Source organism: Paenibacillus hodogayensis (assembly GCF_039536325.1).
GTDB lineage: Bacteria > Bacillota > Bacilli > Paenibacillales > NBRC-103111 > Paenibacillus_AB > Paenibacillus_AB hodogayensis.
The window spans coordinates 24945-38300 of record NZ_BAAAYO010000006.1 but is presented as its reverse complement, the minus strand read 5'-3'; the positions used below and the strand labels follow the sequence as shown (position 1 = coordinate 38300).

At 57.5% G+C, this 13356-nt stretch carries 11 protein-coding genes; 10 read left to right on the top strand and 1 reads right to left on the bottom strand.

All coding sequences use genetic code 11. From position 1 onward, the window contains the following. The first annotated feature begins 94 nt into the window (after positions 1-94). Positions 95-865, top strand: coding sequence for an ABC transporter ATP-binding protein (locus tag ABD796_RS11295; protein WP_344907554.1), 771 nt, complete (start codon positions 95-97; stop codon positions 863-865). Next, a complete protein-coding gene (locus ABD796_RS11290) occupies positions 862-2223 on the top strand; it encodes an ABC transporter permease (protein ID WP_344907551.1) in 1362 nt (453 codons plus the stop codon). Before ABD796_RS11295 ends, ABD796_RS11290 begins: the two co-directional genes overlap by 4 nt. 2 nt (positions 2224-2225) lie before the next feature. On the opposite strand, the gene ABD796_RS11285 is transcribed toward ABD796_RS11290, so the two are convergent. Then, positions 2226-3926, bottom strand: a complete 1701-nt coding sequence (locus ABD796_RS11285) for a DNA/RNA non-specific endonuclease (protein ID WP_344907548.1) — start codon at positions 3924-3926, stop codon at positions 2226-2228. A gap of 218 nt (positions 3927-4144) precedes the next feature. Here ABD796_RS11285 and ABD796_RS11280 point away from each other — a divergent pair, with 218 nt between their 5' ends. From ABD796_RS11280 to ABD796_RS11245, 8 genes are all read left to right on the top strand, one after another. Further along, on the top strand, positions 4145-4441 hold the full coding sequence (locus tag ABD796_RS11280) for a DUF2325 domain-containing protein (protein WP_344907545.1): 297 nt from the start codon (positions 4145-4147) through the stop codon (positions 4439-4441). A gap of 201 nt (positions 4442-4642) precedes the next feature. After that, on the top strand, positions 4643-5443 hold the full coding sequence (locus ABD796_RS11275) for a helix-turn-helix domain-containing protein (protein WP_344907542.1): 801 nt from the start codon (positions 4643-4645) through the stop codon (positions 5441-5443). A 212-nt stretch (positions 5444-5655) separates the two neighbouring features. Then, positions 5656-7074 (top strand): MFS transporter, encoded by a 1419-nt coding sequence (locus ABD796_RS11270; RefSeq protein WP_344907539.1) that lies wholly within the window; start codon positions 5656-5658, stop codon positions 7072-7074. A gap of 111 nt (positions 7075-7185) precedes the next feature. After that, complete coding sequence (locus ABD796_RS11265) at positions 7186-8655, top strand: circularly permuted type 2 ATP-grasp protein (RefSeq protein ID WP_344907536.1); 1470 nt, start codon at positions 7186-7188, stop codon at positions 8653-8655. Then, a complete protein-coding gene (locus ABD796_RS11260; RefSeq protein ID WP_344907533.1) occupies positions 8649-9731 on the top strand; it encodes an alpha-E domain-containing protein in 1083 nt (360 codons plus the stop codon). Before ABD796_RS11265 ends, ABD796_RS11260 begins: the two co-directional genes overlap by 7 nt. Positions 9732-9739: 8 nt before the next feature. Beyond that, complete coding sequence (locus ABD796_RS11255) at positions 9740-10591, top strand: transglutaminase family protein (protein WP_344907530.1); 852 nt, start codon at positions 9740-9742, stop codon at positions 10589-10591. A gap of 109 nt (positions 10592-10700) precedes the next feature. Next, positions 10701-11117, top strand: coding sequence for a VOC family protein (locus ABD796_RS11250; protein ID WP_344907527.1), 417 nt, complete (start codon positions 10701-10703; stop codon positions 11115-11117). 379 nt (positions 11118-11496) lie between these two features. Continuing rightward, positions 11497-13329, top strand: a complete 1833-nt coding sequence (locus ABD796_RS11245; RefSeq protein WP_344907524.1) for an assimilatory sulfite reductase (NADPH) flavoprotein subunit — start codon at positions 11497-11499, stop codon at positions 13327-13329. Positions 13330-13356: the final 27 nt, after the last annotated feature.

Below are 13356 nucleotides of genomic sequence, written 5' to 3'. Positions count from 1 at the left end.
ACATATTGCTTAAGTGTTGTCCGGTATAGTTGTACTTGCGTTCCGCTTGGGCGGACAAACGCGGGAGTATTACGAATGGAAACGAGGGTTCGCGATGATCGAGGTTCAAGGAGTCAGCCATCAATTCGCCATTGGCAAAAAAGGAAGAGAGCGGATTATTCCGGTCCTTCATCAAATCGATATGCGCGTGGAGCAAGGGGAAATTGTCGCCATCGTCGGACGGAGCGGTTCGGGAAAATCGACGCTGCTCAATCTGATCTCCGGGTATATACGTCCTACGCTCGGGGAGATCCGGATCGCCGGGAGGACGGTGACCAAGCTTAGCGAAGGGCAGTGGGCGGATTTTCGGCTCGGGCATTTCGGCTTTATGTTTCAGAGCTTCCAGCTCATTCCGAGCATGACGGCCTTCGAAAATGTGGAGCTGCCGCTCGTGCTTAAAGGGATCGATCTGGCCGTGCGCAAGAAGCGGGTGGATGTCCTGCTGGAACGGGTCGGCTTGTCCGACTGTGCCAGCCATTATCCGGGCGAGCTGTCGGGCGGTCAGCAGCAGCGCGTCTCAGTGGCGCGTGCGCTCGTCCTGCAGCCGCCCATCGTGCTGGCAGACGAGCCTACGGGAAGCCTGGACAGCGACAACGAGCGGCAATTGCTAACGTTGATCCGGGAGCTGAACAGGGAGAACGGCATCACTTTTTTAATGATTACGCACGACGAACAGGTCGCCGAGGTAGCCCACCGCACCGTCCTGCTGCAGGACGGCCGTATCCGTCCGCGTCCGAGCCGCGACGGGATGAATGGGCAAGGCATTCCGGCCGCTCAACCGGCAGGATGGACGGCAAGTCTGATTGAAGAGGGGAACAACCGATGAAGTGGAACGATCAGGTCCGGTTCGTCCGGCAAAATATGAAAAAGAACAAATCGCGGCTGTTTATGACCGTGCTCGCGACTGCCATGGGGTGCGCGTTTCTGATCGTGCTGGCCTCCGTCGGTTTTGGCCTGCAGCAAAGCATTGTCGACAAAATGGTCGGCGACCGGCTCGTGACCGCCATCGACGTATGGGGCAAACAAACGAACGGCAAAACGGTCAACAGCATGACCCCCGAGGATATCGCCTACCTGCGGTCGCTCCCTAAGGTAAAGGCGGTGACGTACCGCCATGTTTTGCAGCAAATTCCGCAGCCTACGGTGGAGGGGAAAGTCGTTAGCGGCGGCGCGATGATCGCGCTCGACTTCGACGCCGAGACGAAGGCCGGCTTCGGTCTTGTCGCCGGGAGGCTGCCGCAGGCCGCCGACGAGGTCGTGATCGGCTACAACATACGCGAACCTCTTCCGGAGGCAAGCGAAGCGGGTCAAGTCGCTTCCGCTCCCGTTCAGACGAAACCCGAGATTCCGCCGGCCAAGGACTGGATCGGCAAAACCGTGCAGCTGGAGGTTATGCAGCGCGTGAACGACGTCGAGCAGAAGACGAAGCTTACGGCTACCGTAGTCGGGGTAGCGAAGGAGCCGACGCGCGAATGGAACAAAGACCGCAACATATACATGGACGAGCGGCTGCTCGACAAGATCGAGTCCATCACCGGAACAAGGCTCGGAGCGGTGATGCCCAAGAACAAGGACGATCCCGGTATGGAGAGGATCAGACCTTACAGCGAGCCGCGCCAGTACAATGGAGTACAGGTCATTGCGGAAGGCGGCCAATATGTGAAAGCGATCGGCGAGCAGATTCGCGCCGAAGGGTACTTCAATCATTCGATCGCCAATGAGCTGGAGCAGATCAATATGGTGTTTCTCATTATGAAGATCGGGCTTGTCTTCGTCGGCACGATTGCCATTCTCATTGCCTCGATCGGCATTTTCAATACGATGACGATGGCCGTAACCGAGCGCGCGCAGGATATCGGCATTATGAAAGCGATCGGCGCGCATCCGTCGGCCATCCGCCGTATTTTCCTGCTGGAAAGCGGGTTTATCGGCTTGCTGGGCGCGGCAATCGGCATCATCGTCTCCTACGCGCTGTCAATGACGGTGAACGCCGCGCTGCCGCTCTTGATCCGCTCGTTTCTGAACGAGCAGGTGCCCGGCGATTTCCGCTTCTCGCTGATCCCGCCGCTGCTGGCCGTCTTGGCGGCCGTCATCTCGCTAGGCGTAGCCGTATTGTCCGGCGCTCGTCCGGCGAAGCGCGCTACTCAGGTGGATGTGCTGCGCGCTTTGCGGCGCGACGTATAAGCTTACAAGGAGCCGGGGTGCTTGTAGGCGATGCGCCACAACCCGGGGCTTTCTTGGAACACCGACGAGGTAACGACAACCATATCGAAGGGGGCGATCGGCGGTCCGACCCGGATCGCCTCATTTATATCCGCCGGGACGCCGAAAGAAAAGAAGCGGAATTCTCCGCCTTTATCGTTCAAGTAGAGCGGCTCATAGGAGCCGCCTTTGAACTGTTTGCTCGCTTCCGTCAAATTCACGGATTCCCGTTCCTTCGGCGTCACGAACTCCGCATTCCACCTTTCCAGCTCCCGGGCTGTCGATAGGGGGAATGTGAACGTCTCCGCCTGCTCCTTCTCCGCCTTCCGAATCTCTTCGATCATGTCTTCCGCCATCTGCTTTGCGCGGACCAGGAAATCGACGGCGTTTTTCAAATCCTTGGTTTGCCGTGCGGTGTGGCTGTCTTGTAGAAGCTTCTGGATCTTGTCCCCGTATTCCATGACCGATTCGTCCAACAGGGTAGGGTCTAGCAGCTTGGTCATGCCAGTCAATGCGCTCTTCAGCGATTCGGATACGTCGGTGGCCGCCTTGTGCAGCAGTTCTACGATGCCTCCGTCCGTCATCAGCTTGGCGATGATCTCGTCGTTGCTCCCCAAATCGGGGAACGTATGGGAGACGAGGGAAGCGACATCCTCCGCTCTCGCGCCGCCGACGGACGGAGCCCACTGCTTGGCGATCAGCGTCCGTTTCCCGGTCTGGTCCATGACCAGCTTGTCGTGCGTACGGGCGGAATCGCTTACGGAGAACGCATACGGCTCGCCGATCGTCGGATTCGCGCTGCCCCAAACGCTCGGAGGGACGGACTTGGCGGCGTTCTCCCCGGAGGATGCCGGTTTCTCGGCAGCCGGGAGCGGTTTGCCGGACACGACCGTCGCATCCATCTTCCAGTCGGTCGGAATACGCCGGGGAATGGAGATCGCTTCATCCAGCTTTGTATTCGGGAACAGCTTGCTGCCGATCCGGACATGGTCGGTGCCGAACTTTTCCCAAGGAACGATATTGCGCTTCAGCAGGTCCCCGATCCGAACATCATAGCTGCCGCCGTCGGGATAGTCTACCTCGACTTCGACCTTGACGGTTCGGCCGCCCTTGGCCGCTTTCTTGACCTCCTCCTCCATCACCTGGGCGTAGGCGGGAGCATTAAACTCCGACGCTTGCGGCGCCAAATTCCACATCGTGAACGAATCGTCCGTGCCTCCGACTAACTGATCGGCGACGAGATGCCCGGCGTCGTAAAACTTTTTGACGTCCGCTCCCTGCAAAAGCACTTGCTCCGCACGCGCCATCGTCGTCACCTTGCTCAGATTGCCGCTGTTTTTCCGATCCGAATCCCGCAGCGTCTTCTTCGTTATCTCCGCTTCGACCTTCTTCGGACGTTCCTGATCCTCGGCCGGCTGAGAGCCGGGCAGCAGCATTTTGCTGACGGGGAGGTTGCCAAGCGCGGAGCGGATCGCTCCGGCTGGCGACTCTAAAGTGTCGGAAGAGATATTGGTAAGCTTGCGCTGAATCAGCATGCCCGTTGCCCGATTGCCGATCGAACGCTGCAGCAGCTCGATCGGCGGCAAATCGGCCAGATCAGGTCTATTTTGCGTCTGCGTAATGGTGGAGTCCTTCTTGCCCGTCGAAGATGTAAGGTCGGGGACTCGTCGATTTTGTTTGTTCAACGTATCGTTCCTCCCTGAAAAATCCGGTTTTTTCCAATTTTTATTGTACCCGATGAGCAGGGATACGTCACGGATTTGTACGGACGGGGCAAGGAAGGTAGGATAAAAAAATAATTCCGACTATTCCAATTGACATTTGGTAATTTTGAGTTAATATAAAGATAGAACCAAGGGAAGCCGGAGCAAGCTAAGCCATTTTACTTATAGGAGGAGTCGGCATGAAGACGGTAGCGATTATCGGAGGAAGTCAGACGGATACGTTCAAGAAATTGGGCGAGAAGAACGGCTTGATCGTCGAGCATCATGACGGCAAGACGGGCGGAGGCTCTGTAGAGCACTATTTTCAACGGATCATCAATAAAGCGGACGTTATTATTATATTAAAAGGCGCGATCAAGCATACATCTATGTGGGCGGTGCGCGAGCTGGCCGAGAAGCATGGCAAAAAAATCGACTATCATGACGGCTTCGGCGCGTCCGGCGCCTTGAAGAAGGCGCTCCAACTGGTCGGCTAAACGCCGGCTGCCGTTCCATTCGAACGATTGGCATTTCTTATCGAAGACCCTTTTGTCCGGTTCCCTCTGGACGATGGGTCTTTTTTTTATTCAAGCGGTTCCATCCTCATGAAAGATATGGTACTATGAATGCGAACATCAGTTCTGTATAATGAGCCTGAAGGGGCGCTGCCCGCAACGGCTGAGGAAGGTGGAGGATTCGTGTCTTACCGATATTCCGAAATAGACGGGGTGATCGCTTACATTCACGAGCACATTTATGACCCGCTACCGCTTTCCAGCCTTGCCAAATACGCGGGCTACAGCCCGTACCATTTCACGCGCATATTCAAAGAAAGAATCGGACTGTCTCCGCTTTATTACGTGTCCGCCCTGCGCCTCCAGAAGGCGAAAGATTTGCTGCTCCGCACCCGGCTGAGCGTCCGCGATATCGGTCTGGAGATCGGCCAGCAAAGCCTGGGCACGTTCACGTCGCGTTTTACCGAGCGGATAGGGGTTACGCCGGCTCAGTTCCGCAATTCCACACTGCTGGCGGACCGCCATCTGCACTCGCTGCAGCAGCTCGATAGCTGGCGCGAAGCGCTGTTTCCGCTTGCAAGCCCTTACGGCAAAGTGGAGGGAACCGTGCAGGCCACGGAACCGTTTCAAGGCGTCATACTGATCGGTTTGTTCGCCAGGCCGATTCCGGAAGGCATTCCGTTGTACGGTACGGTATTGTCTGCACTCGGTTCTTTTTGCTTTACCGGCGTAAAGCCGGGCACCTATTATATGATGGCGACCTCGGTATCGTGGGGAACGCAGTCCGTGGACGTCCTGCTTCCGCACTCGACGCTTCGCACCCGTTCGCGAGAGCCGATCGTCGTCAAGCCCTTCAGCGCCGTTCCTTATCAGGAAGTGATGCTGTATCCTCCGCGTCTGGACGATCCCCCTATTCTGATCTCGCTGCCCTTGCTCATGAACCGGTTTTTGAGCCGGATGGCGCAGCGCCAAACATCCATGTAAATTTCCCGCAGAACGTTTTTGTTCATTGCTAGGAGTCTTTAATGATTTTGCTAGAAGTTCTTAATAGGTTATAGGCAAAGCTCGTCGGGCGGCGGGCTTTTTTTCTTGGGCTAATACCGCAATCGATAAGAAATCCGTTTCGAGGGCCAATGCTAGAATAGAGAGCGGTCGTGATGCGATCAATCTAAGGATTAGGAAGGAAGTCGCCCGTTATGAATGTTCCGGAAGTCTCCGCCGGTGCGAGACCGGCTGCAAGTACGGAGGGGATGAAGCGAAGCGTGCCCTGGATTTATTATGTCATCTTTTTCGCCGTACTGAACGAGTCGGTGTTCAATGTATCCACGCCCAACATCGCCGCCCAGTTCGGCCTCGACGCTTCGGGCGTAAGCTGGGTCGTCACGATCTTCTTCATCGCGTTCGGGATGGGCATGGTCGTGTTCGGAAAGCTCTCCGATATGTACAGCATAAGGAGGCTCATAACGATCGGCATCATCCTGTATGGCGTGGGTTCGCTGCTCGGATTCGTGTGCCAATCGTGGTATCCGGCCATCCTGGCCGCGAGAGCCGTTCAAGGTGCCGGAGGCTCGGCCATCCCGGCGCTTATCTTCGTGATGGTGGCCCGATTCTTCACGGCAGAGCAGCGGGGAAGGATGTTCGGCATCATCACATCGATCGCTTCGTTCGCTGTCGGGATCGGACCGGTGCTGGGCGGGTATATCGCCGGCTCGTTCCATTGGTCGTTTCTGTTTCTCGTTCCGCTGCCGGCGCTCGTTGCCGTTCCGTTTTTCCGCAAGCGGCTGCCCGAAGAGGAGCGCGGTCCGGGGCGGCTGGATATTATCGGAGCGGCGCTGCTTTGCAGCGTAGTGACGACGGTTATCCTGTTTACGACGGAGGCGAACGGGTTGTATTTGCTTGCGGCCTTGCTGGGGTTGATCCTGTTTATCTTCCGCATCCGCCGGGCGAAGGAGCCGTTCGTCGACCCGGCCCTGTTCTCCAACCGCCTGTACCGCAGCGGGCTTCTGATCGGTTTTCTTATCTTCGGCACAGTCATGTCGGTGATGTTCGTCATTCCGCTGATGCTTCATCACGTCTACGCGCTGAATACGGAGCAGATCGGGCTTCTGATGTTTCCGGGAGCGATCAGCGCGGTCATCTTCGGCAAAGTCGCCGGCCATCTGACGGTCAAGCGCGGATGCAAGTTCGTCGTCTATGCCGGCCTCGGCTTGATCGCTCTCAGCCTGCTCGCGCAATCGTCCTCCGTGGGACTGTGGGTATGGTATATCGGAGCGGCGCTCATCTTGATGTACATCGGTTTTTCTTTCCTCCAGACGGCTTTGACCGAAAGCGTGACGCAAATATTGCCCGGGCTCCAAATCGGCGTCGGCATGGGACTGTTCAATATGACGTCGACGATATCCGGAGCGGTCGTCACGGCTTTGGTCGCTAAAGCGATGGAACGCCGGCTGCTGGCATTCCCACTTCATCCGCTGCTGGCGAGCGAGCAAACGCTTTTATACGGCAATCTGATTCTGATCCTCAGTTTGGTCGTTATTGCGAGCGCGCTGCTGTATTTCTCCACCTTCGGCAAGAAGGCGGCTCTCCCGGTTCAGAAAGCGCAGGAAGCGCACTAGCGCGGCCGTCTCCGCACGGCAGCGGGAAGGTCCGGTTTGTTTAAAAAACGGCCGATACGGGTAATGAGTGCTTGTAAAGCTATCCACGTATCGGGAGGAGCCGAATCGATCATGCACATGCTCTATGAAACCGGATCATTTTACGATGAAATGTTGGAACCCTGCGGCACGCCGAAGACGCACTACGAGACGGTTTATCGGGCGCTTCACCAGCTGCCCGCCGACGAGCTGCGCCGCAAGCATGAGACGGCCCAGAACCGCTTTTTGCGCCAGGGCGTTACCTTTACGGTATATAACGATAACGCCGGAGCGGAGCGGACTATGCCTTTCGATCCGATTCCGATTATCGTGCCTTCCGCGCAGTGGGCGCGTATCGAGCAAGGGATGATTCAGCGCGTAAGCGCGTTAAATTGTTTTTTGGAGGATGTGTACGGGGAACAGTTTATTGTCCGGGACGGCATCATACCCGAGAAGCTGGTGCTGGACAACCCGGCTTACCGGCCCGAGGTTGCCGGCCATTCGTGCGCGCCGCGCAATAGCCGGATTTTTCTGGCGGGCATCGACCTGATCCGCGACGACTTCGGCGAATACCGGGTGCTGGAGGACAATCTGCGCAACCCTTCGGGCATCGCCTACGTCTACGAGAACCGCAACGTAATGCGGCACGTGTTCCCGGAGCTGTTCCGCAGCCAGCAGATTATGTCGATCGAACACCAGTTCGGGGTGCTGCACGAGACGATGCTCAATCACGCCCCGGCTGGGTTTCGTGGCCCTGGCCTTCCGCGCGCCGTGCTGCTGACGCCGGGTCCGTACAACTCGGCCTACTACGATCATGCGTTTCTGGCCCGTCAGATGGGCATCGAGCTGGTCGAGGGCGGCGATCTGGCCGTACTGGACGGCTATGTATACGAGAGGACGATCCGCGGGCTGCAGCGGGTCGATATTATATACCGGCGCATCGACGACGATTTTCTGGACCCGCTGGCATTTCGCCCGGATTCCATGATCGGCGTGCCCGGTCTGTTCGACGCCCATTGCCGGGGTAACGTTTCCATTCTGAACGGGCTTGGCAACGGCATAGCCGACCATAAAGGCGTATACGCCTACGTCCCGGACATGATCCGCTATTATTTGAACGAGGAGCCGATTATTCCGAACGTTCCGACGCTGCTGCTGAACGATCCGGAGCAAAGGGAATATGTATTCGAACGAATGGACAGGCTGGTTATCAAAAACGTAGGGGCATCGGGCGGTTACGACATGCTGATCGGACCTCACGCGACTGAAGAGGAAATCGTCCTGTTCCGGGAGAAAATGATGGCCAACCCCGAGCAGTATATCGCCCAGCCAACGGTCAAGCTGTCGCGGGCGCCGACGCTGCACCAGCACGACGACCGGGTGTACCCGTGCCATATCGATCTGCGCGTCTTCGCGATGCGCGGCGGCGACCATACGCATGTGCTGCCGGGAGGGCTGTCGCGGGTAGCGCTCAAGGAAGGCTCGCTGGTCGTCAATTCGTCCCAAGGAGGCGGCGGCAAGGACACCTGGGTGCTGCAGGAAAGGGGCGGCCTCGTATGCTGAGGCGGGTCGCCGGCACGTTTTACTGGATGGCGCGCAATATCGAGCGGGCGGAAAACAATGCGCGCATTATCGCCGTACGGCTCGGCCGCATTCCCGGCTCGTGGGAGGAAGCGGCGGCGGCAACCGTGTACTTGCGGACAACCGCGAATCCGGACCATCGTCCGGACGAAAAGGAGGCCGCTGCCGATCTCGGGACGGACAGCCTGGGCGGGGAGAGGGAATGGGAGGATTTGCTGGAAATATGCGCTTCGCTGGCCGACTACCGTGATACGGGGCTGCCGATGGAGCTTGAAGCGATTTTGCGTTATTTGACCGTCTCCGCGCACAATCCGAATTCGGTCTTGAACTGCGTTGCTTGCGCCCGCAGCAACGCACGCTCGGCGAGCGACGCCATCCCCCGCGAACTGTGGGAAGCGCTGAACGACATGTACTGGAACGTCAAGCAGGCCGAGGACGAACCGCTGGCTACCGGGGACCTGCATTCGTTTCTGCAGGGGGTCAAGCAAAGCTCGTTCACGACCCAAGGGGTGATCGAATCGCTAATGCCGCGCGGGGCCCCGTACTTGTTCGTTCAGCTCGGCAAATGGCTGGAGCGGGCCGAGAAAACGGCGCGCATTCTGAACGTCGTCTGCTCCAACGCGACAAAGCCCGGCGAGTGGCCCCATTCCCGGCAATATTACCACTGGCTGACTGCGCTTGAGCTGGTCGGGGGCTACGACGCCTTTTTGCGGCAGTATCCGCCTTATATGAATACGCAGGACGTGCTGGCCTTTCTGGTGGCCGATCCGGCGTTCCCGCGGTCGATCCGCTACTGCGTGGAGCATGCCATTCAGGGGCTCGAGCGGCTCGGAGAGGAAGGGGTTTCGTTCGAATCGGTGAAAATCGGCGAAGCGCTTCGCGGCTTGATCGAGCAATCCGGCGAAGCTCGCATCCGGGAGTGGCCTTTATACGATCTGGAGAAGTTTTTGGACCGCGTCCAAAACGACTGCAATGCGGCGGGGGCGCTGTTGACCGAAGCGCTGCATTCGGGCGGCGTGACCGTGGAACGCGACGCGATGATATACATACAGGAGTGACTCTGTTCATGATTTATCGAATCGAGCATACGAATACGTTTCATTATGAAACGCCGGTGGATCAAAGCTTGAACCACGTCCGGCTGAAGCCGCGAACCGACGTTTGCCAGAAGGTGGTGTCGTACCGGACCGAGATCAGCCCTGCGTCGATGTCCAAGGAATATACGGACCTGTGGGGCAACCAGGTGGAGACGTTTTTCATTCCCGAGCAGCACCAGACGCTGAAGGTGAAGACGACGTCTACGGTCAGCGTGCAGCGGAGCCCGTTTATCGGCAAGATCGAGAATTCTCCGGAGATGCGCGACATATTCGGCTCGGCTCTGTTCCGCCAGCACTATTTGGCCTTCTTGAACGAAACGTCCTATACCTTTATGGAAGACGGGCAGATCGCGGCGATCATGTCGGACGTCGGCTCGGTGGACAATCCGGTCCGCCTTTCGTTGAGGCTGATGAGCTACATTCACGAAACGTTCGGCTATGACGCGAAGGCGACGAACGTCGATACAAAGGCGAACGAAGCGTATACCCTAAAAAGAGGGGTATGCCAGGACTTTGCCCACATCATGATCGGGGTTTTGCGGTCGCAGGGCGTGCCGACCCGGTATGTGAGCGGTTATTTGTACATAGGAGAAGACTCGGCTTTTGTCGGCGACGCCGCCACGCACGCTTGGGTCGAGGTAATGATTCCCGGCATCGGCTGGGTGGGGCTTGACCCGACGAACAACGTGGAGGCGCTTGGCTCCCATATCCGCGTCGGAACCGGACGCGATTATGGCGACGTCAGCCCGCTGCAAGGGGTATACCGCGGCGGACGCCATACGCTCGACGTAAGCGTCGGAGTGAAGGTGTTGGAGAAGTAAGGCACGGCGAAAGCAAAATCGCAATCGAAGAGAAATCCGACATCCCGCCGTATGGTAAACTAAAGGGGTGAAACGGCGAAACACATTCTACGATCGAGGTGATTCTGGTATGGCAACGACAGCAGATAAAATATTCGTGAATTTACCGGTCAAAGATTTGAAGCAAACGATGGCTTTCTTTTCCGGCCTCGGGTTTGAGTTCAACCCGCAATTTACGGACGACAATGCAGCTTGTATGGTGATCAGCGAGCATATTTTCGCCATGCTGCTCGTCGAACCTTTTTTCCGCACGTTCACGACGAAGGAAGTCGCCGACGCATCCCGAACGGCGGAAGTGATCGTCGCTCTATCGGCGTCCAGCCGGGAACAGGTCGACGAAATCGTCAACAAAGCGTTGTCCACGGGCGGGAAGCCGAGCAAAGACAAGACGGATCATGGATTTATGTACGCCTGGAGCTTCCAAGACATCGACGGCCACTTGTGGGAAGTCATTTATATGGACGAGAGCGCGGTCGCCCAAGGGTAAGGGAGCGGCTTGTTCGCTAGGCGGACCGTTCGCCAACGTATCTGTACGCGCGATTGATGCAAAAGAACGTCTCCATCCCCGCTGCGGCGGCGGTTGGAGGCGTTTTTGGCGTTGGCGGTTTGCAGTGCCGGGACGACTGAAACGCCTTGCTGGCAAGGCAGCGACTTTCTTCGGCCGACGGCAAGCGGGTAGCGGAATCGTCTTCTGTCCGGCTTCGACAGCGAAATTCGACCCTATTTATCAATATATCTGATAATATCTATAAGATCATTCTAATTGACCCCTTCCAGGTACTGTGTTACGTTCAAGAAAGTGAAAAATTAACGATATACGATTACTGGGATTTATACTCATTCGTATGCAGCCGAGGTGGATATTGTTGGAATTTCAAGTTACGAACAGTCCTTTTCATCAGGAGCAGGTCGAGCTGCTCAATCGCCTTTTGCCGACATTGACGGAATCGCAGCGGATTTGGCTGAGCGGTTATCTCGCGGCCGTTAACGGAGCATCCGCCGCGCCTTCCGCCGCCACTCCCCAGGCGAGCCCCGCCGCGGGCGCAATCCCGTCCGCTCCGCCGGTCTCCAAAGAGGTGACCGTGCTTTTCGGATCGCAAACCGGCAACTGCCACGGACTGGCCAAGAAATTGTCCAAGAAGCTGGAAGAACAGGGCTTCCTGGTCGCGCTTTCCTCCATGAGCGATTTCAAGCCGAACGGTCTGAAAAAGCTGCAAAACCTGCTGATCCTCGTAAGCACCCACGGGGAAGGGGAACCGCCGGATAACGCGATTGCGTTCCACGAATTTCTGAACAGCAAGCGGGCGCCTCAGCTGGAAAGCTTACAGTATTCCGTGCTGGCGCTTGGTGATACGTCCTACGAGTTTTTCTGCCAGACCGGCAAAGATTTCGACAATCGTCTCGCCGAGCTGGGAGCGAAGCGGATCGTGCCTCGCGTCGACTGCGACGTCGATTACGATCAGCCCGCCGCGGAATGGGTCGCAAGCGTGATCGGCGCACTCGGAGCGGGCGGCGCGGCTTCGGCTTCGTCGGCCGCAAGCGCGTCCGCCGTCGTTGAAGCGGGAGAATCGGAATATTCGCGTACGAATCCGTTCCAGGCCGAAGTGCTGGAAAATTTGAATTTGAACGGACGCGGCTCCGACCGGGAAACTCGTCATTTGGAAATTTCCCTCGAAGGGTCGAATTTACAGTATGAACCGGGCGACAGCATCGGCATCTATCCGGAAAACCATCCCCGTCTCGTCGACGAATTGATCGAGGCTATGGGCTGGAAGGCGGACGAGCTTGTGCCGGTGAAAGGCGCCGAGCCGAAGTCGCTGCGCGACGCGCTGCTGAAGCATTACGAGATTACTGTGCTGACCAAGCCGCTGCTCGAGCAGGCGGCGCAGCTCGCTACGGCGGGAAGCGCGTTGAAGGAGCTTGTGCAGGCGGGACGCGAGCAGGAGCTGAGGGCTTATATTCAGGAGCGGGATCTGCTCGATCTGGTGCAGGATCATGCGCTGAAAGGGGTCCGCGCCGCCGATTTCGTATCGATCTTGCGCAAAATCCCGGGCCGGCTGTACTCGATCGCCAGCAGCCCGAAAGCGTATCCGGACGAAGTGCACGTAACGGTCCGCACGGTCCGCTATGAGTCGAAAGGCCGCGAGCGTTACGGCGTATGCTCGGTCCAGCTTGCCGAACGGATCAAGCCGGGCGACGCGCTGCCGGTATACATTCAACACAATTCGAACTTCAAGCTGCCGGATAATCCGGATACCCCGATCATCATGATCGGCCCGGGCACCGGCGTCGCTCCGTTCCGGGCATTCCTCGGCGAACGGGAGGAGCTCGGAGCCGAAGGGAAGTCTTGGCTGTTCTATGGCGATCAGCATTTCTCCACCGATTTCCTGTACCAGTTGGAATGGCAGCGGTGGCTGAAAGACGGCGTACTGACGCGCATGGATGTCGCTTTCTCGCGAGACACCGACAAGAAAGTATACGTCCAGCACCGGATGATGCAAAGAAGCAAGGAACTTTACCAATGGCTGCAGGACGGGGCATATGTCTATGTTTGCGGCGACGAGAAGAAGATGGCGCATGACGTTCATGCGGCCTTGGCCACGATCCTCGAACAAGAGGGCGGCTTGAGCCCGGAGGAAGCGACCGAGTATTTGCTCCGGTTGCAGCAGCAAAAACGATACCAGCGGGACGTCTATTAAGCCGAAAGCCCAGGAGAAGCGAGAGGA

Bases quoted from the DNA above. Each gene is read 5' to 3' on its own strand.
- ABD796_RS11295 (WP_344907554.1), top strand. From the start codon at position 95: ATGATCGAGGTTCAAGGAGTCAGCCATCAATTCGCCATTGGCAAAAAA.
- ABD796_RS11290 (WP_344907551.1), top strand. From the start codon at position 862: ATGAAGTGGAACGATCAGGTCCGGTTCGTCCGGCAAAATATGAAAAAG.
- ABD796_RS11280 (WP_344907545.1), top strand. From the start codon at position 4,145: ATGAAGACGGTAGCGATTATCGGAGGAAGTCAGACGGATACGTTCAAG.
- ABD796_RS11270 (WP_344907539.1), top strand. From the start codon at position 5,656: ATGAATGTTCCGGAAGTCTCCGCCGGTGCGAGACCGGCTGCAAGTACG.
- ABD796_RS11265 (WP_344907536.1), top strand. From the start codon at position 7,186: ATGCACATGCTCTATGAAACCGGATCATTTTACGATGAAATGTTGGAA.
- ABD796_RS11260 (WP_344907533.1), top strand. From the start codon at position 8,649: ATGCTGAGGCGGGTCGCCGGCACGTTTTACTGGATGGCGCGCAATATC.
- ABD796_RS11255 (WP_344907530.1), top strand. From the start codon at position 9,740: ATGATTTATCGAATCGAGCATACGAATACGTTTCATTATGAAACGCCG.
- ABD796_RS11250 (WP_344907527.1), top strand. From the start codon at position 10,701: ATGGCAACGACAGCAGATAAAATATTCGTGAATTTACCGGTCAAAGAT.